Annotated in this window: 19 protein-coding genes; 7 read left to right on the forward strand and 12 right to left on the reverse strand. The window is 63.8% G+C overall.

The features are described 5' to 3' along the window. The first annotated feature begins 10 nt into the window (after positions 1-10). Positions 11-838, forward strand: coding sequence for an SDR family oxidoreductase (locus ABJO61_RS07780; RefSeq protein WP_348325466.1), 828 nt, complete (start codon positions 11-13; stop codon positions 836-838). A 30-nt stretch (positions 839-868) separates the two neighbouring features. Here ABJO61_RS07780 and ABJO61_RS07785 read toward each other — a convergent pair whose 3' ends face one another. From ABJO61_RS07785 to ABJO61_RS07820, 8 genes are all read right to left on the reverse strand, one after another. Beyond that, the gene (locus ABJO61_RS07785; RefSeq protein ID WP_348325468.1) at positions 869-1,603 is read right to left on the reverse strand and encodes a cell wall hydrolase; all 735 of its coding nucleotides are present in this window, start codon (positions 1,601-1,603) and stop codon (positions 869-871) included. Positions 1,604-2,053: 450 nt separating this feature from the next. After that, complete coding sequence (gene ppdK, locus ABJO61_RS07790; RefSeq protein WP_348325470.1) at positions 2,054-4,741, reverse strand: pyruvate, phosphate dikinase; 2,688 nt, start codon at positions 4,739-4,741, stop codon at positions 2,054-2,056. Positions 4,742-4,782: 41 nt separating this feature from the next. Beyond that, a complete protein-coding gene (glyS, locus tag ABJO61_RS07795; protein ID WP_348325472.1) occupies positions 4,783-7,011 on the reverse strand; it encodes a glycine--tRNA ligase subunit beta in 2,229 nt (742 codons plus the stop codon). Then, a complete protein-coding gene (locus ABJO61_RS07800; RefSeq protein WP_348325474.1) occupies positions 7,008-7,901 on the reverse strand; it encodes a glycine--tRNA ligase subunit alpha in 894 nt (297 codons plus the stop codon). The genes glyS and ABJO61_RS07800 overlap by 4 nt, the downstream gene beginning before the upstream one ends. Before the next feature lie 196 nt (positions 7,902-8,097). Next, positions 8,098-8,298: a hypothetical protein gene (locus tag ABJO61_RS07805; RefSeq protein ID WP_348325476.1), complete on the reverse strand. Its 201-nt coding sequence runs from the start codon at positions 8,296-8,298 to the stop codon at positions 8,098-8,100. A gap of 54 nt (positions 8,299-8,352) precedes the next feature. Beyond that, positions 8,353-9,255, reverse strand: a complete 903-nt coding sequence (locus ABJO61_RS07810; protein WP_348325478.1) for a S49 family peptidase — start codon at positions 9,253-9,255, stop codon at positions 8,353-8,355. A gap of 55 nt (positions 9,256-9,310) precedes the next feature. After that, positions 9,311-10,093 (reverse strand): methyltransferase, encoded by a 783-nt coding sequence (locus ABJO61_RS07815; RefSeq protein WP_348325479.1) that lies wholly within the window; start codon positions 10,091-10,093, stop codon positions 9,311-9,313. 24 nt (positions 10,094-10,117) lie between these two features. After that, complete coding sequence (locus tag ABJO61_RS07820) at positions 10,118-10,342, reverse strand: DUF2007 domain-containing protein (protein WP_348325481.1); 225 nt, start codon at positions 10,340-10,342, stop codon at positions 10,118-10,120. Positions 10,343-10,523: 181 nt separating this feature from the next. Here ABJO61_RS07820 and ABJO61_RS07825 point away from each other — a divergent pair, with 181 nt between their 5' ends. After that, a complete protein-coding gene (locus ABJO61_RS07825; protein WP_348325483.1) occupies positions 10,524-11,543 on the forward strand; it encodes a polyprenyl synthetase family protein in 1,020 nt (339 codons plus the stop codon). Positions 11,544-11,566: 23 nt separating this feature from the next. On the opposite strand, the gene ABJO61_RS07830 is transcribed toward ABJO61_RS07825, so the two are convergent. The 3 genes from ABJO61_RS07830 to ABJO61_RS07840 form a co-directional block, all read right to left on the reverse strand. Continuing rightward, on the reverse strand, positions 11,567-12,433 hold the full coding sequence (locus tag ABJO61_RS07830) for a 4-(cytidine 5'-diphospho)-2-C-methyl-D-erythritol kinase (protein ID WP_348325485.1): 867 nt from the start codon (positions 12,431-12,433) through the stop codon (positions 11,567-11,569). 4 nt (positions 12,434-12,437) lie between these two features. Further along, positions 12,438-14,237 carry a tetratricopeptide repeat protein gene (locus ABJO61_RS07835; RefSeq protein ID WP_348325487.1) on the reverse strand — a complete coding sequence of 600 codons (1,800 nt, stop codon included), beginning with the start codon at positions 14,235-14,237 and terminating at the stop codon, positions 12,438-12,440. Positions 14,238-14,338: 101 nt separating this feature from the next. Next, positions 14,339-16,009 (reverse strand): electron transfer flavoprotein-ubiquinone oxidoreductase, encoded by a 1,671-nt coding sequence (locus ABJO61_RS07840; RefSeq protein ID WP_348325489.1) that lies wholly within the window; start codon positions 16,007-16,009, stop codon positions 14,339-14,341. Positions 16,010-16,268: 259 nt separating this feature from the next. On the opposite strand from ABJO61_RS07840, the gene ABJO61_RS07845 reads away from it, so the two are divergent. Further along, a complete protein-coding gene (locus tag ABJO61_RS07845; protein WP_348325491.1) occupies positions 16,269-17,174 on the forward strand; it encodes a uracil-DNA glycosylase in 906 nt (301 codons plus the stop codon). A gap of 256 nt (positions 17,175-17,430) precedes the next feature. Continuing rightward, a complete protein-coding gene (locus ABJO61_RS07850) occupies positions 17,431-19,083 on the forward strand; it encodes a lytic transglycosylase domain-containing protein (RefSeq protein WP_348325493.1) in 1,653 nt (550 codons plus the stop codon). Between the two features lie 7 nt (positions 19,084-19,090). Here the strand turns inward: ABJO61_RS07850 and ABJO61_RS07855 are convergent, their stop codons facing one another. Further along, entirely contained in the window at positions 19,091-19,678 is a 588-nt protein-coding gene (locus ABJO61_RS07855; protein ID WP_348325495.1) for a TetR/AcrR family transcriptional regulator, read from the reverse strand. 211 nt (positions 19,679-19,889) lie between these two features. On the opposite strand from ABJO61_RS07855, the gene ABJO61_RS07860 reads away from it, so the two are divergent. The 3 genes from ABJO61_RS07860 to moaB all read left to right on the forward strand — a co-directional run bounded on the left by ABJO61_RS07860 (position 19,890) and on the right by moaB (position 25,052). Then, positions 19,890-21,113 (forward strand): efflux RND transporter periplasmic adaptor subunit, encoded by a 1,224-nt coding sequence (locus tag ABJO61_RS07860; RefSeq protein ID WP_348325496.1) that lies wholly within the window; start codon positions 19,890-19,892, stop codon positions 21,111-21,113. A gap of 99 nt (positions 21,114-21,212) precedes the next feature. Then, positions 21,213-24,416 (forward strand): multidrug efflux RND transporter permease subunit, encoded by a 3,204-nt coding sequence (locus tag ABJO61_RS07865; protein WP_348330963.1) that lies wholly within the window; start codon positions 21,213-21,215, stop codon positions 24,414-24,416. A 96-nt stretch (positions 24,417-24,512) separates the two neighbouring features. Further along, entirely contained in the window at positions 24,513-25,052 is a 540-nt protein-coding gene (gene moaB / locus ABJO61_RS07870) for a molybdenum cofactor biosynthesis protein B (protein WP_348323804.1), read from the forward strand. Positions 25,053-25,059 lie beyond the last annotated feature (7 nt).

Genomic DNA, 25,059 nt, shown 5'->3' on the forward strand with positions numbered 1-25,059 from the left:
GGAGGCGATCATGGGACAGGCGAACGGACGGCAGTCCATCTTCATCACAGGCGCGGCCTCGGGCATGGGGCTCGAAACGGCGCGGCTCTTTCGTTCAAAAGGCTGGTTCGTCGGCGGCTATGACGTGAACGGCGCCGGGCTTGCCGCGCTCGAGAAGGAACTTGGCGCGGAGAACTGCATCGTCGCCAAGCTCGATGTCACCGACAAGGACGCCTATGACGCGGCGGTTGCGAGCTTCGGCGAGGCGACCGGCGGCAAGATGGACATTCTCTACAACAATGCCGGCATCGGCGCGGGCGGCCTCTTCGCGGATATGGATTTCGCGGAAAACCTGCGCGTTGTGCAGGTGAATTTCATTGGTGTGCTGAACGGCATCCATGCCGCGGTGCCGCTGCTGAAGGCGACCGAGAACTCGCTCTGTTTCACAACCTCGTCCTCCTCGGCGACCTATGGCATGCCGGGCATTGCCGTCTATTCGGCGACAAAGCACGCGGTGAAGGGCCTCACGGAGGCGCTCTCCATCGAGTTCAAGCTCATCGGCGTGCGCGCGGCGGACGTCCTGCCCGGCCTCATCGACACGCCGATCCTGCCGGAAGGCGCGGCGGCCAATGCGCCAAAGGAGGGCATGTTCCGTTCGATCCCGCCGATGGAGGTCGCAAAGGTCGTCTGGGAGGCCTATGGCTCCGACAAGCTGCATTGGTATGTGCCGCCGGAACTGGCGGAACTCGACAAAGCCGCAGGCAATGCGCCGGAAATGGTGCGCGAGCAGATCGCGACCACAGGGCCCATCGCACCGATGCTCAGGGCGATGGAAGAACAGGCCAAGGCGAAGGGCTGAGCCTTACCGGTCGCGTCAGGCGAGGGCCGCTTACGAGCGGCCTTCGCTCCGCGCGGGCTTGTAGAAGATGTGGCGGCCGATCTTCGCCACTTCCACCATGCTCGCCGCCCAATAGGGCTGCACGTAATCGGCATGATAGAACATGGCGGGCGCGACCTTCGTGTCGTCTAGCCGGCCCAGCGTCACATATTCCGCCGTGCGCATCGCCTTTGCCCAGGCGCGGCGTTCACTCGGCTTCTTGCTCAGGCCCTTGTCACAGGTGAACGAGAACTGGCAGCCGGTCTTGCGAGACGCGCCCTGATAGACCACGCCGCAAATGCTGTCGGGATAGTGCTTGGAGCCCACGCGATTGAGGATCACGCGCGCGACGGCCATCTGCCCTTCGCTCGCTTCCCCGCGCGCCTCGAAATAGATGCCGGCCGCAAGGCAGCGGCGCTCCTTCTCCATCACACTCGCCTTGACGCGAACGAGCGGCGTATCGACGTCCATCGGCACACCCGGCGCAGGCATGAGGATGCTCGCTGTCTGTACGGCATTGTCGAGAATGGAGCTGTCGCCCGAGAAGGCGCCCGCGAGATCGCGGCCATGCGCGGGCGCATAGGCAAGCATGGGGGTGTATTTACGGACGGGGGTGACCGGGTCCGGCGTCGCCATGGCGCTCAGCACCGTGCCGGACACCACACCGAGGCAGACGAGCGCCGCGCCCGTCTGCGCAGCCCCGGCGACAAGATGGCCCAGGTCGAGCCATTGAAACAATCTACGCATCGTTCTCTAAACCCGTCTGCTTTGTTGTGCAGTTCTCGGGACAATCCCTTCTGTCGAGGGTTTTTGTCCGGCCTTTTTGAGGCCCTTTCGTGAACTACGGACAGCACCGCACGTGCCAGAGCCCGATGCCGCATCGGCACCCGGGCAATCTTCATTCGTTAATCACTGGCCGGGAGATAACATCGGGGTTCAGGCACAACAACGTCATAATTGTCGTATTGTTGACGGATTGAGTTATGTGCTTGAAGAATAACGACTATTTGGCTGCGACAAATCGCACACAGCACGAATTAACGCTGTGTGAGTGTGTTAAAATGGCGCACAGCCGCGCATTTCACATCGACTCAAAGCATTAACGCCGAAGACTCAATTTCGCCTGAATTGTTAACCTTCCGTACACACATCAATCCCGAAACAGGACAATCTGTCTACGGAGTATTCTCGAAACAGTCACGCCGTCCCGGTGTCTTTCGCACCCGCGAGAGCCGATTGTGCGGCTGCGAGACGTGCGATCGGCACGCGATAGGGCGAGCAGGAGACATAGGTAAGGCCCACTTCCTCGCAAAAGGCGATGGAGGCCGGATCGCCGCCATGCTCGCCGCAAATGCCGAGCTTGATATCGGGGCGCGTTTCCCTGCCCCGCTCCGCACCGATCTTCACAAGCTCGCCCACGCCTTCGCGATCGAGCGAAACGAAGGGATCCTGCGTCAATATCTTCTTGCCCATGTAGTCGTTCATGAAGTGCGCGGCGTCGTCGCGGCTGATGCCGAAAGTCGTCTGCGTCAGGTCGTTCGTGCCGAAGGAGAAGAACTCCGCCGATTGCGCAATCTCGCGCGCCATAAGTGCCGCGCGCGGCAATTCGATCATGGTACCGACGATATATTCGAGCTTCGTATCCTTTTCCTTCTCGATTTCCGCCGCGACGGCAACGATGCGCGCCTTAAGGAAGTCGAGTTCGGTTTTCATGCCGACAAGCGGGATCATGATTTCGGGGATCACGGGCGCACCCGTCTTCTCCGCGGCGAGCAACGCCCCCTCGAAGATCGCGCGCGCCTGCATCTCGTAGATTTCCGGGTAGGAAATGCCGAGGCGGCAACCGCGATGCCCGAGCATCGGATTCGTTTCCTCAAGCTCGGTGAGGCGGCGGCGCAGCTTCTCCGCGTCCATGCCGGTCTCTTGCGCGAAATCGGCGATCTCCGCCACGCCCTTCGGCAGGAACTCGTGCAACGGCGGATCGAGCAGGCGGATCGTCACGGGCAGCCCGTGCATGATCTCGAAGAGCTGGCGGAAATCGTCGCGCTGCATCGGCAGGATTTTCGTCAGCGCGGCGCGGCGGCCCTTCTCGTCGCCCGCCACGATCATCTGGCGCACGGTGACGATGCGGTCTTCCTCGAAGAACATGTGTTCGGTGCGGCAAAGGCCGATGCCTTCCGCGCCGAACTTGCGCGCCGTCTCCGCGTCATGCGGCGTTTCGGCATTGGTGCGCACTTCCATGCGGCGGTGCCTGTCGGCCCATTCCATCAATTGCGCGAAATCGCCGGAGAGTTCCGGCTGAAGCGTCGGAATGCGGCCCTTGAGAACCTGTCCGGTAGAGCCATCCACCGTAATGACGTCGCCCTTGCAGAGCGTAACGCCCGCCACCGTCATCGTCTCGGTCTTGTAGTCGATGCGGATCGAGCCCGCGCCGGAGACGCAAGGGCGGCCCATGCCGCGCGCAACCACCGCCGCATGGCTCGTCATGCCGCCGCGCGTCGTCAGGATGGCGACGGCGGAATGCATCCCGTTGATGTCTTCCGGGCTCGTCTCGACGCGCACCAGCACGACATCCTTGCCCGCCTGGCGCATGGCGGCGGCTTCGTCGGAGCTGAAGACGATCTCGCCCGACGCCGCGCCGGGTGAGGCAGGCAGGCCCGTCGCGATCACGTCGCGCGGGGCATCCGGGTCGAGTGTCGGGTGCAGTAACTGGTCGAGCGATGCCGGATCGACGCGGCCAATTGCGGTCTCTTCGGAGATCAGCCCTTCCGCCACCATGTCGACGGCGATTTTCAGCGCGGCCTTCGCCGTGCGTTTGCCGGCGCGCGTCTGGAGCATCCAGAGCTTGCCTTCCTGCACGGTAAACTCGACATCCTGCATGTCGGTGTAGTGGCGCTCCAGCCGGTCGAAGGTCGCGGAGAGTTCGGCGAATGCGTCGGGCATCACCTCTTCCATCGAGGGCTTCTTGTCGTTGCCTTCGATGCGCGCCTTCTTCGTCAGGCTTTGCGGCGTGCGAATGCCCGCCACCACGTCCTCGCCCTGCGCATTCACGAGGAACTCGCCGTAATAGGCTTTCTCGCCGGTGGAGGGGTTACGCGTGAAGGCAACGCCCGTCGCCGATGTATCGCCCATATTGCCGAAGACCATGGCCTGCACATTGACGGCCGTCCCCCAGCTTTCGGGAATATTGTGCAGGCGGCGATATGTCTCCGCGCGGCGGTTCCGCCACGAGCCGAAGACGGCGCCAATCGCGCCCCATATCTGCTCGTTCACATCCTGCGGGAAGGGCTTGCCCAGTTCTTCCTCGACGCGCTCCTTGTAGCGCCCGATCATTTCCTTCCAGTCATCGGCGGAAAGTTCGGTGTCGAGCGCGTATTCCTGCTCTTCCTTGAAATACTCCAGCAGCTCTTCGAAATTGTGGTGATCGACGCCGAGCACCACGTCCGAATACATCTGGATGAAGCGGCGATAGCTGTCATAGGCGAAGCGTTCGTCGCCCGCGCGTTTCGCAAGGCCAGCGGTCGTCTCGTCATTGAGGCCGAGGTTCAGCACCGTATCCATCATGCCGGGCATGGAAGCGCGCGCGCCGGAGCGCACGGAAACGAGCAGCGGGTTTTCCGGGTCGCCGAATGCCATGCCCACGGTCTTGCCGATCTGGGTGAGCGCGGCCTCAAGCTGTTCCTTCAGCCCTTCGGGGTATTGGCGGTCATTGGCATAGAAGGCGGTGCAGACTTCGGTGGTCACCGTAAAGCCCGGCGGCACCGGCAGGCCGATATTCGACATCTCGGCGAGGTTCGCGCCTTTGCCGCCGAGAAGGTCGCGCATCGCGGCCGCACCTTCCGCCTTGCCGTCACCAAAGGAATAGACCCACTTCTTTTCAGCCATCGCACTTGCCTTTGTTGAGGCGAACAGGAGAACGGCCGGGGTTATCCCTCGACCTTGGAAAAATCGGCGACCTCGTGGAGGCCTGCGCGGATTTGCGCCAGAAGTTTCAGCCGGTTCGCGCGAACATCTGCGTCGTCCGCATTCACCGTCACCTTGTCGAAAAAGGCATCGACCGGCGCGCGGAGCTTCGCGAGCGCCGACATGGCGGCACCGAAGTCTTCCTTGGCGACCGCGGCCCTGGCGTCCTTCGCGGCCGTCTCGATGGCAGCAGCGAGCGCCTTTTCTTCCGGTTCCACGAAAAGCTTTTCGTCCGGCGCGGCATTGAACGCGCCTTCGCCGTCCTTCTTCTCTTCGATACGAAGGATATTGGTCGCGCGCTTATACCCGGAAAGCAGGTTCGCGCCGTCTTCCGTCGACAGGAAGTCGGAAAGCGCCTCGACGCGCTTCACGATGAGGGCAGGATCCATTACCCCGCTCAACGAAGCGCCAATCAGATCATACCGCGCGCCGCGGTCACGTAGATAGACTTTCAGACGTTCATAGAAAAAATCGTCGAGAGGACCGCAAAGCGCCACATCCCAATAGAAGTCGGCATCCTTTCTCAGCGCCTTCTCTTTGAAGTTCTCAAAGACCATTTTTCCCCCGGCGCTCTCGACATCCTGGTACCAAACGGCCTCTTTCCAGTCGCCCTGATATTTGTCCTCGACCCGATCGAATTCGTCCTTTGGCAGAGCATTACGCCAATGATCGCGCAGAAGGGGGGGAAACGCGAAGTCATAGAGCGCTGTGCCCAAATCCATCCGGATTCCCGCCTCCAGAAGGATACGGAATACCCCAAGCACCGCACGCCTCAATGCATAGGGGTCTTTGGAACCGGTAGGCGTCTCACCGATACCAAAGAATCCGACCAGCGTGTCGATCTTGTCGGCAAGCGCGACGGTCTTGCCGAGCGGCGTCGAGGGCACGGCGTCGGTCGGTCCGACAGGCGAATAATGTTCGGCAATCGCATCCGCGATCTCGTCGCCGAGTCCGTCGTTCCGCGCGTAATAGGCGCCCATGAGGCCCTGAAGTTCCGGGAACTCGTAAACCATCTGACTGGTGAGGTCGGCCTTGGCCAGTTCGCCCGCAACGCGCGCCTTTTCCGCGTCTGCGCCCGGCACGAAGGGCGCAAGCGCCTCGGCAAGCTTGCCTATACGCATCGCCTTGTCATGCACCGTGCCGAGCTTCGCGTGGAACACGACTTCCTTCAGCTTCGGCAGACGGCTCGTCAGCGTGTGCTTTCTGTCCTGACCCCAGAGGAAGCGCGCGTCGGCGAAGCGCGCGCGCAGCACGCGTTCATTGCCGTTCACAATGGCCTTGCCGCCGTCTTCCGCTTCGAGGTTCGCGACCACGATGAAGCGGTTGCTGAGATTGCCCTTCGCGTCGAGACAAGCAAAATATTTCTGGTTCGCGCGCATGGTGCTGGTCAGCACTTCCTGCGGCACGGACATGAATTCGTCGTCGATGGCGCCCATCAGCGGCACCGGCCATTCGACGAGCCCGGCCACCTCATGCAGCAGCGCGTCATCTTCCTTGAGCGTCAGCCCTTCCGCCGATGCCAGCGCCTTTGCGCCCTCATGGATGAAGTTCGCGCGCTTCTCGGAATCGAGAACGACCTTCGCCTCGAAAAGCTTCATGTCGTAATCGGTGTAGTCCTTCACCGCGAAGGCGTCGCCACTCATGAAGCGATGGCCGCGCGTGGTATTGCCGGACTTGATGCCGTCAACCTCGAAGGGAACGACTTCGCCGCCGAGAATGCAGAGAATCGAATGGAGCGGGCGCACCCAGCGCAGCGTGCCCCTGCCCCAGCGCATGGACTTCGGCCAGGGGAAGGCGCGGATCGTGGCGGGCACGATCTCGGCAATAACATCCGCCGTCGCGCGGCCCTTCTTTTCCGTCACCGCGACATAGAAGGCGCCCTTCTTGTCTTCCTGCACGCTCGCTTCGTCGATGGACGACAAGCCCGCCGCGCGGAGGAAGCCTTCAATGGCCTTTTCGGGCGCGCCGACCTTGGGGCCCTTGCGCTCTTCCTTCACATCCGGCGTCTTTTCCGGCAGATCGTCAATGACGAGCGCAAGACGGCGCGGCGTCGTATAGGCGCGCGCGTTCTTTCCCTCGACGCCCGCCTGCTTCAGCGCATCGGTGACGAGACGCACAAGGTCTTCGCCGGCGCGCTTCTGCATCCGTGCGGGAATTTCTTCCGAGAAAAGTTCGAGAAGCAGCTCGCTCATGCCGCGCCCCCGGCCGGCGTCTTCAGCCATGCCTCGGCGCAGGCCTTGGCCAGCGTACGGACGCGGCCGATATAGACCTGACGCTCGGTGACCGAGATCACGCCGCGCGCATCCAGCAGATTGAAGTTGTGGGAGGCCTTGATGACCTGGTCGTAAGCGGGCAGCGGCAGCGGCTGTTCGCGGTCAAGCAGCGCCGCGCATTCCTTCTCCGCATCCTCGAAATGGCGGAACAGCATTTCCGTGTTAGCCGCCTCGAAATTATGCGCGGAATATTCGACTTCCGCCTGATGGAAGACGTCGCCATAGGTCACGCGGTCTTCGCCGGTCGCGCCGTTGAAGTCCAGTTCATAGCCATTGTCGACGCCCTGGATATACATGGCGAGACGCTCAAGCCCGTAGGTCAGCTCGCCGGAGACGGGCGAACAGTCTTGCCCGCCGACTTGCTGGAAATAAGTGAACTGCGAGACTTCCATGCCGTCGCACCAGACTTCCCAGCCGAGGCCCCAGGCGCCGAGCGTCGGGCTCTCCCAATCGTCCTCGACAAAGCGGATGTCGTGGTTCGCGGCGTCGATGCCGAGTTCCTTCAGGCTCTCCAGATAGAGTTCCTGAAGATTGTCCGGGTTCGGCTTCAGGATCACCTGAAACTGATAATAGTGCTGGAAGCGGTTGGGGTTCTCGCCATAGCGCCCGTCGGTCGGGCGGCGCGAGGGCTGCACATAGGCCGCCTTCCAGGGGAGCGGCCCCAATGCGCGCAGGGTGGTCGCGGGGTGGAATGTGCCCGCGCCCATCGACATGTCATAGGGCTGCAGGATCACGCAGCCCTGCCGCGCCCAATAAGCCTGCAATTTCAGGATCAGGGACTGGAACGAATTGTCGGGCTTCGCCGTCATGTGAGGAGGCGCTTTCAAGCGAAATCGGCCAGCGGAATCGGAGCCCTTGGACGCATGGCCTCGGGCGGGCGCAACCTAGCCGCCGCTCCGGGGAGGGTCAAGTTGAAGGCTGGCAAGGCGAACCGGTAATGAAAAAGGCATCAGGCAGCCGGATCATGACTGCCCGTCAGCGAATCGGTCCTCTTCACATCCCGCCTCAGCGGTCGCGGCGGCTGTGCTCCGGCACATAGATACCGTCGCCGCCGTCACGCAGCGTACCAAGGTCACGCGGTTCCACGCGCGAGCGGCTCCGGGCGCGGGCAAAGGCTTCACGCTGGCGCTCCGCCGTGCGGGCAAGCGCGGTATAGGCCGCATAGCAAGCCGCGATCAAAACGGCTGCAAAGACGATCTTCGTCATTTCATCGTCCTTTCGAACTGCCGGACCCGATGGAACCCGGCCAAGGAAACCCTATTAAAGGCCAAAACGGCTCCAAAGGGAACGCTTCTCGGCTGCGGCGATCAGTCCTTCAGCGAATTTCGCCCCGAAATCGGCCCCGAACCTCTCGAATCCGCCTTCTGCGCGGGTAAAGCCCATGCCGCCGCCCGGTCGCCACCAGGGTGTGCGCTGGGTCACGAGCTTCAGCTTCACTTCCTTGCCGAAGAGCTCGCGCATCCTGGCCCGCAGATCCGCAATGCCGTCGATGAGGCCGCGCTCCAGCGCGCCTGCCCCCGCCCAGAACTCGCCGGAGAAGATGGCCGGGTCGTCCGCCTTCAGCCGCTCGCCCCGCGCGTCGCGCACGAGCTTCTTGAAGTTCTCGTGGACGTCCTTCTGAAGCGCCACAAGGCGCTTCACATCGTCTTCCTTTTCCGGCTGGAAGGGATCGAGCATGGCCTTGCTCTCGCCTGCCGTGTGAACGCGGCGCTCGACGCCAAGTTTCTCGATCAGCCCGGTGAAGCCGAAGCCCGCCGAGACGACACCGATGGAACCGACGACCGAGCTTTCATCCGCATAGATCTCGTCCGCCGCGCAAGCAATCATGTAGCCGCCAGATGCCGCCACGTCTTCGGCGAAGGCATAGACCGGCAGTTCCTTTTCCTCCGCCAGCGCGCGAATGCGCTTGTAGATGAGCGAGGACTGCACGGGCGAACCGCCCGGCGAATTGACGATGAGCGCCACCGCCTTCACGCCCCTGAGCGAGAAGGCCGCTTCGAGCGGGCCTGCGACGCTGGCAAGGTTGAGCCCGCCGCGCAAGGGCTGCGAGGGGCCGATGGTGCCCGAGAGCCGCACCACCGCGACGACGGGTTTCGGCTCCCAGCCGGGAACGATGTGTTTGCGAATGGGGGCGGGAAGGAAAGGCGCTATGCGTTTTTTCATGACCCATTAGATAGGGAGAAGGCGGCCGTCCGGCAAGCCGGGCCGCACAGGGTTCTCAGGCAGGCTGGTCGAGCAGCAGCGCCTCGCCCCGGCGGAGCAGCGCTTCCGTGCGCTCGGTGAAGCGCCCGTCGCGGCCATGAAGCACGAGGCCCGGCCGGAGCGTAAGCGGCGCGCGCGAGCCGCGCTGACCGCGCACGATGATGCGCGAGGCGGCCTTGCCCGCTGCGGGCCAGAGCGGAAAGACCTCGATGCCGCCCAGATGCCCCGTCATGGAGGCGAGAAGATCGCCCAGCGCCTCCGCCCGGTGGATGAAGGTCACCGTGCCCTTGGCCCGCGCCATCACGCAGGCAAAACGCACCCAGTCGTCGAGATCGGAGCCGAGCGTCAGATGCGCCTGGGCCTTGCTCGAATTGGGCGAGGCGGGGCTCGCTGCCGGGTCGTGATAGGGCGGATTGGCAAAAACGTGATGCCAGGCATTCGGTTCGAGGCCCATCGCCGCGAGGTCGCGCACGGGATGTCCGATATCGCCCTCGGCGATGGACACCCTCTCGCCAAGCCCGTTGCGGGTGATGTTCGCAGTCGCAAGCCTTACAAGTTCCGGCTGCAATTCGATTCCCGCCACCTCAAGCCCGCTCACACGGGAGGCAAGGCAGAGACTTGCCACACCGGCGCCCGTACCCGCCTCCAGCGCCCGCTCGCCCGCCCGCGCGGGCACGGCCGCCGCCAGAAGCACCGCATCGAGCCCCGCCCTGTAGCCCTTGGCGGGTTGCAGGATTTTCAGCTTGCCGTCCAGGAACCCATCATCGGTTATTTCCTCGCCGGTTGGTGCGCCGCTCATTGGATATTGCTTCCTTTCGGGGTTTCACTCCCGCTCGGGGATTTCACTCCCCTTGGCGTCGTCGAGAATCTTCCGTGCGCTATCGAGCTCTTCGTCGGCCACCATGATACGCCTCGGCAAGATGCCCAGCGAGCCTTCCACGATGCTGGTATGGCTGTCCAATTCGAAGGGCTCGATGCCCTCCTCCCGCAGTCTGTGCTTCAGATAGGAAATGAAAACGGGGTCGTTGGTGCGAATCAGCTCTTTCACGCGCGATTCTTCTCCCTTTAGGGTCCAGGCGGCCGCTGAACCGGGCTGCGACATATGGCCTGCCGCTCTTGCCGCCCCCGGCACCCCAACCTATGCTCACTTATGACGGCAGGATAACACAAGCCGTATGTGGAAATTCGGGATTCCAGACGGAAATCCGGCCTCAATTCAGGAGTGGTGTGTGGGCGTTGTTGTTCCCCTGGAGGAAGATCGTGGTCGCGGCCAAAACGCGGTAGCGCAGCTTCAGGCGCTGGTTGCCGATGAAATGGAAACCGTAAACGAGTTCATCCGTGAACGGATGGCCTCCGAAGTACCTATGGTTCCCGAGCTCGCAAGCCATCTCATCAATTCCGGCGGAAAACGGCTGCGGCCGATGCTCACCATCGCCGCCTCGCGCATGTGCGGCTACAAGGGCAAGGACCACATCAAGCTCGCCGCCACTGTCGAGTTCCTGCACACGGCGACCCTCCTCCATGACGACGTGGTGGACGAGAGCGACATGCGCCGCGGCAAGAATACCGCGCGCACCATCTGGGGCAATCAGGCAAGCGTGCTCGTCGGGGATTTCCTGCTCGGCCGCGCCTTCAAGCTGATGGTCGAGACGAAATCGCTCCGCGCGCTCGAAATCATTGCCGATGCCGCCTCCATCATCGCCGAGGGCGAGGTGATGCAGCTGGCTTCCGCAAAGGATACCGGCACGACCGAAGACGCTTATCTGCGCGTCATTTCAGCCAAGACCGCCGCACTCTTTGCCGCCGCGACCGAAATCGGCGCCGTCATTTCCGAGCGCGACGGCGGCGAGGCGGCTGCGCTCGAATCCTATGGCCGCAATCTCGGCATCGCCTTCCAGCTCGTCGACGATGCGCTCGACTATGGCGGACGCGCCTCCTCGCTCGGCAAGAATACCGGCGACGATTTCCGCGAAGGAAAGATCACGCTGCCCGTCGTCCTCGCCTTCCGGCGCGGGTCGGCGGAAGAGCGCGCCTTCTGGCAGCGCACGCTGCAAGAGGGCGACCGGCAGGACGGCGATCTCGAAAAGGCGGTCGAGCTGATGAACAGCCATTCTGCGCTGGACGACACGATCCTGCGCGCGCGGCACTACGGCGCCATCGCCATCGACGCGCTCGCGATTTTTCCCGAGAGCCCCTATCGCGATGCGCTCACCGCGCTTGTCGAGTTCTGCATCAACCGCAATCACTGATCCCCTTCCCCCGCGAGGGAGGGTCAGACGGCCTCGCCCGCCGCGACCCACCAGCCCGGATGGGCGGCGGCAATGACATGCGCGGCTTCCCTGGCCGCCTCCTCGGATGGATAAAGGCCGAAGCAGGTCGCGCCGGAGCCGGACATGCGCGCGAGCAGGCAATCCGCCGTTCCTGCGATCGCCTTGCGCACCTCGCCGATGCGAGACGCGATCCCGATCGCCGGCGCTTCAAGGCCATTTCCCTCTTCCCTCGCCCAGCGCACGACATCATCAAGGTTTGCGAAAGCAGGCAGTGTCGGCGCGTCGGGCGCCTCCGGCAGGACCGGCGCCCCCAGTTCGCGGAAGACGGCCGAGGTGTGCAGGACAAAGCGCGGATTGACCAGCACGAACCATGAGCGCGGCAAAGGCAGGGGTTCGATCTTCTCGCCAATGCCCCAGATCAGCGCGGAGGAGGAAAAAAGGCAGACCGGCACATCCGCGCCGAGCGAGGCGGCAAGCGCGGCGAGCGCCGTCTCCTCTGGCGTCACGTCCCACAGGCGTAACAATGCGCGCAGCGTGGCCGCCGCATCGGCGGAGCCACCACCGATGCCGGACGCGACCGGCAGGTTTTTTTCGAGCGTCAGATGCGCGCCCGCCGTCACGCCGGTGAGGCCGCGAAGCGCGCGCGCCGCGCGCAGCACCAGATTATCCGCCTCCCCCTCAAGCCCCTTCGCGAAAGGTCCGGTGACTTCGAGAGAAAAATTGTCCGCTGCGGCTGCCGTCACGCGGTCACCCAGACGCGCGAAGGACACGAGGCTCCGCAGTTCGTGATAGCCGTCTTCGCGGCGGCCCAGAATGCGTAATGTCAGGTTGATCTTCGCGAAGGCGTCTTCGCTTACGGGGCCCCGCATGGACTTACGATCCTGCCGCTCCGTCGGGAAGGGTGCCCTTCAGCTCGCTTTCCACACCCTCGCCCGCCTCAAGTCCGAGATCGAGCTTCGTGCGCAATATGCCCACACGCCGTTCTTCGGGCTCCATCGCCAGCGCGTGGCTCCACTGGAAGCGCGCTTCGATCCGGCGCCCGACCTTCCAGAGCGCATCGCCCAGATGTTCATTGATCGTCGGATCGCCTGGCTGCAACTCCGCCGCCCGTTCAAGATATTTCACGGCAAGATCGTATTCGCCCAGCCGATAGCGCGCCCAGCCGAGGCTGTCGACGATGAAGCCGTCATTCGGGCGGCGCTCCACCGCCTTCTCGATCATGTCGAGCGCCTCGTCGAGCTTGCGGTGCTGCTCGACCCATGAATAGCCGAGATAGTTCAGTACCAGCGGATGCTCGTTCGAAAGATCGAGCGCCAGCAGGAGGTCGGCCTCCGCCTTGTCCCACTGCCCGAGCCGCTCAAGGCAGATCCCGCGCGCATAATACAGCGTCCAGTTCGCCGGTCCCGGTCCGCCGGAGAGCGCGATCGCGCGCTCATATTGCTGCGCGGCTTTCGTGTAGTTTTCCTTGGCGCGGTAGATATCGCCCATGGCGACGATAGGCTCCAGCTTGCCCGGCGCTTTTTTCGACACGGCTTGAAGGATGGCGATGGCTTCCTCTTCCTTGCCGAGCTCGTTGAGCGCCAACGCTGTCTGGATACGCGCATTGAGATAGAGAGCGGAATCCTCATCGACCTTTGCATAGGCCGCAACGGCGTCCGCCCAGCGTTCCTGCTGTTCGTAAGTACCGGCGAGCAGCGATTGCGCGATGTCGAAATCGGGCCGCATGTAAAGCGCAAGACGAAGATAGAGTTCGGCGAGGTTGCTCGCCGTGTCGTTTGCCAGCGCACTGCCAAGCCCGTAAAGCGCTTCGGCCGTGCCCTCCGCCGCATTGCTCGCAAGCGGTGGCAGCGGTTTGCCGGCGTCAAGCTGCTTCAGCGCATGTTCGGCAAGCGGGTGCTCGGGCGAGAGTTCGATGAAGCCTTCGAGGGCGGTGCGCGCTTCGTCGCTGCGGCCCTGCCGCTGCAGGAAGCTCGCATAGGCCTGCACGATGCGGATCGAGCCGCCGCCGCTGGTTTCCATCGCCTCTGCATAGGCTTCGCCCGCGCCCTTGTCGTCGCCCAGCACTTCCAGCATCAGGCCTTCGTGGAAGGAGCGGAAAAGCGCAAAGGCCGCGCGGCCCTCGAAGGCCCCGATCCGCTCCATCGCCAGTTCCTTGTCGCCCTCGCCCACCGCCGCCCAGGCGTCGGTCAGCGTGCCGACAAGCGCCGTGAAGGGGCCGGGCGTCGCCGCCGCGATCTGGCCGCGTGCCTCCGCATAATTTCCGTGTTTCAGGTCCGCGAGCGCAAGTGTGACGCGCGGCATCCGTTCGCCGGGTTCAAGCGCGACGAGCTTCTTCGCCAGCCTTATGGCGCGGTCCATGTCGCCGCCCACCAGCGCCGACATGAAGGCGCGGTCGAGGATGACGGGATCGTCCGGCTCGTCGGCGAGCGCGCGATCGTAGAAATCGGCAGCCTTGAGGTTTTCGTTCACCGAGGCGGCGTAGCGCCCGGCGAGATAGGCACCGTAAGGTGTTTCCGTCTCGCCCCGCGAAAACAGGCCATCGGAAAAACCGCCCGTACCGGCGCAACCGGCAAGCACCGGCGCGAAAACGGCAAGCAGCGCGGCAATCCTTGCCGCACGCCCGATACGCAGGACCGGCGTTACGCGCGCGAACGCCGCATCTTTACATTTCATCCGGGGGCTGGCCTCCGTGCCTCAAGTTGTCCGGCCCGCCGGAAGGCGGGCCGTCACAACACTATATAAAAGCCTCGTCCCCCGCCATCCGCGGATCGGGCTTACATATTCGGGTAGTTCGGGCCGCCGCCGCCTTCCGGCACCGTCCAGTTGATGTTCTGGGCCGGATCCTTGATGTCGCAGGTTTTGCAATGGACGCAATTCTGCGCGTTGATCTGGAAGCGCGGATTGGAGCCGTCGTCGTCGCGAACAACCTCATACACCTGCGCCGGGCAGTAGCGCTGCGCGGGCTCGGCATATTTCGGCAGGTTGTAGGCGATCGGAATGGCCGGGTCCTTCAGCTTCAGATGGACCGGCTGATCTTCCTCGTGGTTCGTCGCCGAGAGGAAGACGGAGGACAGCTTGTCGAAGGAGAGCTTCCCGTCGGGCTTGGGATAGTCGATCGGCTTGCAGTCTTTCGCTTCCTTGATCGACTCGAAATCCGCCTTCTTGTGGCGAAGGGTGAACGGCAGGCCGAGCCCCAGATTGTTCATCCACATTTCAATGGCACCGAGCCCGGTGCCGATCAGTGTGCCGAAGCGCGTGAGAAGCGGCTTCACATTGCGAACGCGCTTCAGATCCTTGTAGACCGGGCTCTTTTCGTAGGCCTCGCTATAGGCGGTCAGTTCGTCGCCCTGGCGGCCATCCTTCACGGCCTCGAAGGCCGCTTCCGCACCCATCATGCCGGTCAGCATGGCGTTGTGGCTGCCCTTGATGCGCGGCACGTTGACGAAGCCCGCCGAACAGCCGATCAGCGCGCCGCCGGGGAAGGTGAGCTTCGGGACCGACTGGAAGCCGCCTTCCGTGATCGCGCGCGCGCCATAGGCGATGCGCTTGCCGCCTTCGAGCGTCTCGGCCACCGCCGGATGATGCTTGAAGCGCTGGAATTCATCGAAGGGCGAGAGGTAGGGGTTCTTGTAGTTCAGGTGAACCACGAAACCGACCGACACGAGGTTGTCGCCGAAGTGATAGAGGAAGGAGCCGCCGCCGGTGCTGTCGTCGAGCGGCCAGCCGAGCGTGTGCTGCACGAGGCCCTTCTTGTGCTTCGCGGGATCGACCTCCCAGAGTTCCTTCAGGCCGATGCCGAACTTCTGCGGATCGCGGCCTTCGTCGAGCTTGAACTTGCGGATCAGTTCCTTCGACAGCGAACCGCGTACACCTTCACCGAACAGCGTGTACTTGCCGCGCAGTTCCATGCCCGGCGTGTAGCTGTCCTTGTGGCTGCCGTCCTTGGCAACGCCCATATCGCCGGTCACCACGCCGCGCACCGAACCGTCCTCGGCATAAAGCACTTCCGCACCGGCAAAGCCCGGATAGATTTCGACGCCCAGTGCCTCGGCCTGTTCAGCGAGCCAGCGGCAGACATTGCCAAGGCTGACGATGTAGTTGCCGTGATTGTTCATCAGCGGCGGAAAGAAGATGTTGGGCAGGCGCAGGCTGCCGGCCGGGCCGAGCAGGAGGAAATGGTCGGCGGTCACTTCGGTCTCGACCGGCGCCCCCTTTTCGCGCCAGTCCGGCATCAGCTTGTCGAGGCCGATGGGGTCGATCACCGCGCCGGACAGGATATGCGCGCCGATTTCCGATCCCTTTTCGATCACGCAAACCGAAATATCGAAATCTTCTTCCGCCGCAAGCTGGCGCAGCCGGATCGCCGCCGACAGGCCCGCCGGGCCGCCGCCGACGATGACGACGTCATATTCCATGTACTCGCGTTCGACTGCCGCCTCGCTCATATTCTTCTTCTCCTTATCCGGCGCTTTTCGCGCTTTTCGCGCCGCCGGATCGCCGCTGAAATCAGGGCTCCGTTATGGTGCGAATGCCCTTTCGGGTCAATATTACCGGGCTCGTGGAACCGCCTGTCTCCAGTTGCGTGTCATTCTCAACAAGACGCGCAGTCCCGCCCGCGATAGAACAAGTGTAGGTTTGGCTTTGCGACCGTCAAATCGTGTCGCATCCGTGAACCGTTCAAATCCAGAGACGCCAGGAACGCCGATGAACAGCTCCGGCAACGAAGAACCGCTCAGCCCGCAGCAAGCCGCCGCGCTTCTCGCTTTTCATGTGGAGGCGGGCGTTGCGGATTTCTTCTGCGACGAGCCCGTGAACCGCTATGCGCTTTCCGACGCCGCCGCGCCGGAGCAAGCCGCGCGCGCGGCGGAAACAAGGCCGGGCTCACGCGAAGCGCCGCGCGGTCCGCGCCCCGATCCGCGCGGCGAGATGGCCCCCTCCCCGCCCGCCGCTCCGGCGTCCGCACCGCGTCCCGCCTCCCCCTCCGCTATTCCGCTCGAGGATGCGCAGGCCGCCGAAAATGCGCGCATCCTGGCGGCGCGCTGTTCGACGCTGGAGGAATTGCGCGAGGCGCTTGCGAATTTCGAAGGCTGTCCGCTGCGTTACACGGCGAAGAATCTCGTATTCGCGGACGGCAATCCGAAAGCGCGCGTGATGATGGTCGGCGAGGCGCCGGGCCGCGACGAAGATCTGCAAGGCCTTCCCTTTGTCGGCCGTGCCGGGCAATTGCTCGACCGGATGCTCGCCTCCATCGGGCTCGACCGGAGCTCGGTCTATATCGTCAATACGCTGCCCTGGCGTCCGCCCGGCAACCGCACGCCGACGCCTGCCGAACATGCCGTCTGCATGCCATTCGTCGAGCGGCATATCGAACTCGTCCAGCCCGAAGTTCTCGTCCTGCTCGGCGGCGTTTCTGCCAAACAGCTCCTTCAGACCGGCACCGGCATCATGCGGCTTCGCGGCAAATGGGCGACGGTGCGAATCGGTGAGCGCGACATCCCCGCCCTGCCGACGCTTCACCCCGCCTATCTGCTCCGTCAGCCCGCGCAGAAGCAGCTTGTCTGGCGCGACCTCCTCGCCCTCAAGGCGCGGCTCACCCCGCCATCGGCCTGAGTGTTAACCAATTCGTCCGATTTCGGGACAGGCGGGCCGATCTGCGCTTGTGAGCAGCGCCGCCGCCGTTAATATGTGCCCCATGAACCGGGGGGCTCATCATCTCCCCGTCGCTCGTGCGGCGGGACGCCTGTTTTGTGCGGCAGCTTTCAGCGCCGCGCTTTTCCTTTCCGCATCTCTTTTTTCTTCACTTCTTTTTTCTTCACCGGCCAATGCCGGAAACATCCTGCTTGCCGAGGCAAGCGGCCAGCAGCCCATGCGCATCTGGAGCCCGGAAATCCTGGGCGGTGCCGACCGCGAGCTCTATCGCGACATCATCGCGGCGACCGAGCGCGGCCACTTCAAGACAGCCGGCAAGCTGGAGGCGAAGCTCAAGGACAAGCGCCTCATGGGCCATGTCCTCTACATCAAATATATGGGCCCGCACTACACCACGCGCTATTCGGAGCTGAAGGCGTGGCTCGCCGAATATAATGATCACCCGGGCGCCGCCGACATCTACAAGCTGGCGCTCCGCAAGCGCGGCTCGGCCGCCTATCCCGACAAGCCCGTCTCCCGCCGCTGGCGCCAGCCCATGCATGCGGCCTATGCGGTCGATGACGGCGACGCCGAAAATCCCTCGCCGCGTTTTCGCGAAATCGACCGCGAGGTTCGCCGCATGGTATCGAGCGGCACGGCGGATCGCGCGCAGGCCTGGCTTCGCCGCAGCAATGTGCGCAACGCGCTGACGAGCCTCGAACTGGACAAGGTGCGCGAGCGCGTCGTCGCCTCTTACTTCCTCGAAGGCGAGAACGAGAAAGCCTATTCGCTCGCCAGCGCCATCCTGCAATCGCATGGCGGCAGAATGCAGCGCGCCAGATGGTATGCGGGCCTCGCCTCATGGCGCATGGAAGACTACGCCACCGCCGCCAGCCATTTCGAATATCTCGCCTCGATGCCGCGCCTTTCGCCCTGGACGAAGGCGGCGGGCGGTTTCTGGGCCGCGCGCGCCTGGCTCGCGGCAGGAAAGCCGGAGAAAGTCGCGCCGCTGCTCGAACTTGCCGCCGAAACCGGCGCCACCTTCTATGGCGTCCTCGCAACGCGTCAGCTTGGCCGCGACCTTCATATCGACTGGGTGGAGCCGCGCATCGACGAAGCCTCCTTCCGCCAGCTGACGGAAACGGATGCCGTGGCGCGCGCCGTCGCGCTGATGCAGATCGGCAAGCGCGACCTCGCCCGCGAAGAGCTTATCCGCGCGCACGGGCTCATCGACCCCTCGCTCGATCAGGCGCTGATCGCGCTGGCCAGTTTCTACGATCTTCCCGCCGTCGAGCTTCAGGTCGCCAACGCGGCTTATGTACCCGCCTCGCGCGCGCCGCGCGGACGCATCGTTCTCAATGCCGGTCTTTTTCCGGTGCCGGACTACATGCCGAGCACGGGCTACAAGGTCGACCGCGCTCTGCTCCTCGCCTTCATGCGGCAGGAGAGCAAGTTCCGTCCCGACGCCATGTCATGGGCGGGCGCGCGCGGCCTCATGCAGATCATGCCGGCCACCGCGAGCCATATCACGCAGGACCGTTCTCTTGCCCGCGCCAACAAGGACAAGCTTCTCGATCCGACCTTTAACATCACGCTGGGTCAGGACTATCTGACCGAACTGATGGGATCGGGCGAGCCCTATGGCAATCTCTTCATGCTGACAACGGCCTATAATGGCGGTCCGGGGAACCTCAACCGCTGGCTCGCGAGCATGGATTTCAAGGGCGACCCGTTCCTCTTCATCGAGAGCATTCCGGCCGCCGAAACGCGCGGCTATATCGAACGCGTCGTCACCAATTACTGGATCTACAGCGAACGCCTCGGCCAGCCGGTCGGCTCGCTCGACGCCTCCGCCTCCGGCGCCTGGCCGGTCTACAGCCCGGCGCGCTGACGCCGCCTCAGACCGGCAGGGCCTTCAGCGCCATGTCGGCGACCTGCTGCAATTCCTTCTTCGTCGCGCCGCCCGACGCCTGAACGGAAATCCCGTTCATCACGGCCGAGACATAGCGCGCCAGCGCGGCCGGGTCCGCATCCGGCGGAAGATCGCCTTCCTTCTTTGCGCGTTCGAAGCGTTTCCTGATCTTCATGCAGCCCGCCTGGCGGCGCTGGGCCAGTTCGTCGCGAATGGCGCTGCTCTCCTCGCCGCCCGCAAGGCCTGCCGTCACCAGCATGCAGCCATGCGGCGACCCTTTCTCGCATTGAGATGAAGCGGCATGGCAGAGCAACCGCTCCGCGGCCTCGCGCACGGTCGGTGCGGCCAGCGCCTCGTCCATCGAGCCGCCCTTCATCTCTTCATAGCGGTCGAGCGCGCGGCGGAAGAGGCCTTCCTTGTTGCCGAAAGCGGCATAGAGGCTCGGCGGCTTGATGCCCATCGCGTTCGTCAGTTCCGATAGCGACGCGCCCTCATATCCCTTTTCCCAGAATACGGTGAGCGCCTTGTCGAGTGCCTCGTCCACGTCGAAGGCACGGGGCCGTCCCATGGCCATGAGGTGTCCTCCATGAATTTTTTTAGTTTCCACTACATAAGCATCTTGAAGGGGGGGCTTCAAGGCCCATATGCGTAGTCATCGCTAAACAAGTCGCTACAGAAGTCCAGTCTCGGGACCGGCCGGTTTCCTCCTCCCTCTCCCCCTCGCCGGCCGGTTCCACCCCATAAAGCCCCCAGTTCCGGCCCTTTTCGGGCCACAGGAGTACGCCATGCCCCGCATCCTTCCCCGCTCCTTTTCCGGCCGTCTTGCCGGTGCCGGTGTTGCCCTTTCCGCGGTCATCATCGCCACCGGCATTGGCGCCGCCGCCGTCTCGGGCAACGAGAGCGAACCCGCCGCGCAGGAGGCGCAGGCACCCGCTTCCGTCTCGGTCGCCCGCGTCGAGCCGCGCGACCTCACCGCCTGGAATGAATTTTCGGGCCGCCTCGAGGCGGTCGAGCGCGTGGAGGTTCGCCCCCGCGTCGCCGGCCTCGTCGAGGAAGTCCATTTTCGTGAAGGCGCTCTCGTGAAGAAGGGCGACCTTCTCTTCACGGTCGACCGTGAGCCCTATGCGGCGGAAGTTGCCCGCACGGAAGCCGAACTCGCCTCCGCAAGGTCGCGCTATGAATTTGCCCGCGCCGACCTTTCCCGTGCGCGCCAGCTCGTCGCCAAGGGCACGATCTCGAAGCGCACCCTCGACGAGCGCCAGAATGTCTTCGGCGAGGCCGAGGCCGCTCTCAACGCCGCCGAGGCCGCCTTGAGGACGACGCGCCTCAACCTCGAATACACGGAAATCCGCGCGCCGATCTCGGGCCGCGTCGGCAAGGCCGAAATCACGGCGGGCAATCTCGTTTCGGCGGGCCCCGGCGCGCCGGTACTGACCACGCTCGTCTCGGTCAGCCCCATCTATGCGAGCTTCAACGCGGATGAACGTGTCGTCGCCCGCGCGCTCAAGGAACTTCCCGGCGCCGATGCCCATGCAAGCGTGGCCAAAATCCCCGTGGAGATGGGAACGTCGGCCAGCGAAGGCACGCCGATCCGCGGTCATCTCCAGCTCATCGACAATCAGGTCGATGCGCAGAGCGGCACGGTTCGCGTCCGCGCGGTCTTCGGCAATGAAGATGGCAGCCTGATCCCCGGCCAGTTCGCCCGGCTCCGCATGGGCGAGGCGGCGTCGCGCCCGGTGCTCGCGATTTCCGAGCGCGCCGTCGGCACGGATCAGGACAAACAGTTCGTGCTGGTCGTCGACGATGCGAACAAGATCGTCTGGCGTGAAGTGAGGCTCGGGGCAACCGTCTCGGGTTTGCGTGAAGTCACCTCCGGCCTCTCGGCGGGCGAGCGGATCGTGGTAAACGGTCTCCAGCGTGTGCGCCCCGGCGATACGGTGGAAACGCAGGAAGTCGCCATGCGCGCGCCGTCGCAATTCGCCGACGCAACCAGCGCCTCCACCCGCTAACTCACAACAAGACAGGCCGGCTCAGGACCGGCCTGTCTCTCCCCTTCGCCAAATAGCTGTCACGTACTTCGTGCGAGGTGCGAACAGAGGAATGTTGCCATGAACATCTCCCGCTTCTTTATCGACCGGCCGATCTTCGCCGGTGTGCTCTCGGTCCTCATCTTCCTTGCGGGTCTGCTTGCACTCCCCAACCTGCCCATCTCCGAATATCCGGAAGTTGTGCCGCCCACCGTTGTCGTGCGTGCGCAATATCCCGGCGCAAACCCGAAGGTGATCGCCGAAACCGTCGCCACGCCCATCGAGGAAGCGGTGAACGGCGTCGAGGACATGCTCTACATGTCGAGCCAGGCGACGACGGACGGGCTGATGACGCTCACCGTCACATTCGCTCTCGGCACGGACCCCGACAAGGCGCAACAGCTCGTGCAGAACCGCGTCGCGCAGGCCGAGCCCCGTCTGCCGGAAGAAGTGCGCAGCCTCGGCATCACCACGATCAAGAGCTCGCCGGACCTCACCATGGTCGTGCATCTGACCTCGCCGAATGGCCGCTACGACATGACGTACCTGCGCAACTATGCCGTCCTCAACGTGAAGGACCGGCTCGCGCGGCTGCCCGGCATCGGGCAGGTCAATCTTTTCGGTTCGGGCGATTACTCCATGCGCATCTGGCTCGACCCGCAGAAGATCGCCGAACGCAATCTCTCCGCCAGCGACGTGGTGAACGAAATCCGCGCGCAGAATGTGCAGGCGGCTGCCGGTATCATCGGTGCTTCGCCGACGCTCTCCGGCATCGATCTCCAGCTTCCGGTGAATGCGCAGGGCCGTCTCCAGAGCGAGGAGGAGTTCGGCGACATCATCGTGAAGACGGGCGAAAACGGCGAGGTCACGCGCCTGCGCGATGTGTCGCGCATCGAGCTTGGCGCCGCAGAATATGCGCTGCGTTCCCTCCTCAACAATGACAGCGCCGTCGCCATCCCGGTCTTTCAGGCGCCGGGCTCCAACGCCATCGAGATTTCGGACAATGTCCGCGCGACCATGGCCGAATTGAAGGAGAACATGCCGGAAGGCGTCGACTACAGCATCGTCTACGATCCGACGCAGTTCGTGCGCGCCTCCATCGATGCCGTCATCCACACGCTGCTCGAAGCGGTCTTCCTCGTCGTCATCGTGGTGATCGTCTTCCTGCAAACATGGCGGGCCTCGATCATTCCTCTCATCGCCGTGCCCGTTTCCATCGTCGGCACTTTCGCGGTGATGTATCTCTTCGGCTTCTCGATCAACGCGCTCTCGCTTTTCGGCCTCGTGCTTGCCATCGGCATCGTCGTCGACGACGCCATCGTCGTGGTGGAAAATGTCGAGCGCAACATCGAGCGAGGGCTCTCGCCGCTGGATGCGAGCTACCGGGCGATGCGCGAGGTTTCCGGCCCCATCGTCGCCATCGCGCTCGTCCTCGTCGCGGTCTTCGTGCCGCTCGCCATGAGCTCCGGCCTCACCGGCCAGTTCTACCGCCAGTTCGCACTCACCATCGCGATCTCGACGGTGATCTCGGCCATCAACTCGCTGACGCTGTCGCCCGCGCTTGCCGCCCTGCTGCTCAAGGGCCATGACGCACCGAAGGACCGTCTCACACGCGGCATGGACTTCGCCTTCGGCTGGTTCTTCCGCCGCTTCAACCGCTTCTTCGGCGCAAGCTCGGAAGCCTATGGGCGCGGCGTCACCGGCACCATGTCGCGCAAGGCCGTGGTGATGGGCGTCTATCTCGCCCTTGTCGGCCTCACTTACGTGATGTTCCAGGCGGTGCCCGGCGGCTTCGTACCCGCACAGGACAAGCAATATCTCGTCGGCTTCGCGCAACTGCCGGACGGAGCCACGCTCGACCGCACGGAAGACGTGATCCGCCGCATGGGCGACATCGCGCTCGATCAGCCGGGCGTGAAGAACGCCATCGCCTTCCCCGGCCTCTCCATCAACGGTTTCACCAACAGCGCCAATGCCGGCATCGTATTCCTGGGTCTGGACGAGTTCGAGAAGCGCGAAGACGCCTCCCTCAGCGGCTTTGCGATTGCAGAACAGCTCAACGAGAAGTTCGGCCAGATCCAGGATGCCTATATCGCGATCTTCCCGCCGCCGCCCGTGCAAGGTCTCGGCACCATCGGCGGCTTCAAGCTGCAGATCGAGGATCGCTCGGGCAATGGCTATGGCGAGCTCGACCGCGTGGTGAAGGATTTCCTCGCCGCCACCGAAAAGGCGCCCGAACTCGCCGGTCTCTTCACCAGCTATCAGGTGAACGTGCCGCAGCTCTATGTCGATCTCGACCGCACACGCGCGCGTCAGCTCGGCGTTCCCGTGACGAGCGTCTTCGAGACGATGCAGATCTATCTCGGCTCGCTCTATGTGAACGACTTCAACAAGTTCGGCCGCACTTATTCGGTTCGCGTGCAGGCGGATGCGCCCTATCGCGCACGCGCGGAAGATATCGGCAAGCTGAAGGTCCGCTCGAACTCCGGCGAGATGGTGCCGCTCTCCGCTCTCGTCCGCGTCGAGCCTTCCGCCGGGCCGGAGCGCGCCATGCGCTATAACGGCTTCCTCTCGGCCGATATCAGCGGCAATGCGGCTGCCGGTTATTCCTCCGGCGAGGCACGTGCCGCCGTCGAGCGGATCGCGGCGGAGACGCTTCCCAAGGGCTTCGCCTTCGAGTGGACAGAGCTCACCTATCAGGAAATTCTTGCGGGCAATTCCGCCCTCATCGTTTTCCCGGTGGCGCTGCTCCTCGTCTTCCTCGTGCTCGCCGCGCAATATGAAAGCCTGACGCTGCCGCTCTCGATCATCATGATCGTGCCGATGAGCCTTCTCGCCGCCATGACCGGTGTCTGGTTCACGGGCGGTGACAGCAACATCTTCACCCAGATCGGGCTGATGGTGCTGGTGGGACTATCGGCGAAGAACGCCATCCTCATCGTCGAATTCGCGCGCGAGCTCGAATTTGCAGGCCGCACGCCGGTCGAGGCCGCCATCGAGGCGAGCCGTCTCAGGCTCCGTCCGATCCTGATGACCTCCATCGCCTTCATCATGGGCGTACTGCCGCTCGCGATCTCGACCGGTGCGGGCTCCGAAATGCGCAACGCGATGGGCATCGCCGTTCTCTTCGGCATGCTCGGCGTCACCGCCTTCGGCATCTTTCTCACGCCCGTCTTCTATGTCCTGCTACGCCGGCTCACGGGCAACCGGCCGCTCCGCCAGCATGGGCAGGCGCTCGACATGGGCGAACCTCTTTCTCCCGCCCCCGGCCACGCGGCCCCCTGAGCCGCGTGGCACCCCCGCCGCCGCGCCGTCGTCATGGCCGATGGCGCGGCGGCATCTTTTCCGGTTATAAGCAGTGCAGTGAAGAAAGGCCCTTTCATGCCCATCGACGAGACGCGCGAGTTCATTCCCCTCAACATCGCGGTTCTGACCGTCTCCGACACGCGTACGCCTGAAGACGACAAATCCGGCGACATCCTTGCCGAGCGCGTCGCGAAGGCCGGACACACCGTCGCCGCGCGCCGCATCGTGCCGGACGACAAGGGTCTCATCCGCGCCGCGCTCAAGTCGTGGATCGCCAGTCACGGTGTCGATGTCGTCATTTCCACTGGCGGCACCGGCCTCACCGGCCGCGACGTGACGCCCGAAGCTTTCCGATCCGTCTATGACAAGGAGATCGACGGCTTCTCCGCCCTCTTCCACCGTGTGAGCTTCGACAAGATCGGCACCTCCACCATCCAGTCGCGGGCGACGGCGGGCGTGGCGCAAGGCACCTATCTCTTCGCCCTGCCGGGTTCGCCCGGCGCCTGCAAGGACGGCTGGGACGAAATCCTCGTCCACCAGCTCGATTATCGCTTCCGGCCCTGCAACTTCGTCGAGATCATGCCGCGCCTCGAAGAGCACAAGCAGCGAAAGTAGAGTGCGG

The sequence above is a fragment of the Parvibaculum sp. genome (genome assembly GCF_039973015.1).
Lineage (GTDB): Bacteria > Pseudomonadota > Alphaproteobacteria > Parvibaculales > Parvibaculaceae > Parvibaculum.

Excerpts from the sequence above, each read along its gene's own strand:
- ABJO61_RS07780 (WP_348325466.1), top strand. The coding sequence starts at position 11 with ATGGGACAGGCGAACGGACGGCAGTCCATCTTCATCACAGGCGCGGCC.
- ABJO61_RS07785 (WP_348325468.1), bottom strand. The coding sequence starts at position 1,603 with ATGCGTAGATTGTTTCAATGGCTCGACCTGGGCCATCTTGTCGCCGGG.
- ppdK (WP_348325470.1), bottom strand. The coding sequence starts at position 4,741 with ATGGCTGAAAAGAAGTGGGTCTATTCCTTTGGTGACGGCAAGGCGGAA.
- glyS (WP_348325472.1), bottom strand. The coding sequence starts at position 7,011 with ATGAGCGAGCTGCTTCTCGAACTTTTCTCGGAAGAAATTCCCGCACGG.
- ABJO61_RS07800 (WP_348325474.1), bottom strand. The coding sequence starts at position 7,901 with ATGACGGCGAAGCCCGACAATTCGTTCCAGTCCCTGATCCTGAAATTG.
- ABJO61_RS07805 (WP_348325476.1), bottom strand. The coding sequence starts at position 8,298 with ATGACGAAGATCGTCTTTGCAGCCGTTTTGATCGCGGCTTGCTATGCG.
- ABJO61_RS07810 (WP_348325478.1), bottom strand. The coding sequence starts at position 9,255 with ATGAAAAAACGCATAGCGCCTTTCCTTCCCGCCCCCATTCGCAAACAC.
- ABJO61_RS07815 (WP_348325479.1), bottom strand. The coding sequence starts at position 10,093 with ATGAGCGGCGCACCAACCGGCGAGGAAATAACCGATGATGGGTTCCTG.
- ABJO61_RS07830 (WP_348325485.1), bottom strand. The coding sequence starts at position 12,433 with ATGCGGGGCCCCGTAAGCGAAGACGCCTTCGCGAAGATCAACCTGACA.
- ABJO61_RS07835 (WP_348325487.1), bottom strand. The coding sequence starts at position 14,237 with ATGAAATGTAAAGATGCGGCGTTCGCGCGCGTAACGCCGGTCCTGCGT.
- ABJO61_RS07840 (WP_348325489.1), bottom strand. The coding sequence starts at position 16,009 with ATGAGCGAGGCGGCAGTCGAACGCGAGTACATGGAATATGACGTCGTC.
- ABJO61_RS07845 (WP_348325491.1), top strand. The coding sequence starts at position 16,269 with ATGAACAGCTCCGGCAACGAAGAACCGCTCAGCCCGCAGCAAGCCGCC.
- ABJO61_RS07850 (WP_348325493.1), top strand. The coding sequence starts at position 17,431 with ATGCGCATCTGGAGCCCGGAAATCCTGGGCGGTGCCGACCGCGAGCTC.
- ABJO61_RS07855 (WP_348325495.1), bottom strand. The coding sequence starts at position 19,678 with ATGGCCATGGGACGGCCCCGTGCCTTCGACGTGGACGAGGCACTCGAC.
- ABJO61_RS07860 (WP_348325496.1), top strand. The coding sequence starts at position 19,890 with ATGCCCCGCATCCTTCCCCGCTCCTTTTCCGGCCGTCTTGCCGGTGCC.
- ABJO61_RS07865 (WP_348330963.1), top strand. The coding sequence starts at position 21,213 with ATGAACATCTCCCGCTTCTTTATCGACCGGCCGATCTTCGCCGGTGTG.
- moaB (WP_348323804.1), top strand. The coding sequence starts at position 24,513 with ATGCCCATCGACGAGACGCGCGAGTTCATTCCCCTCAACATCGCGGTT.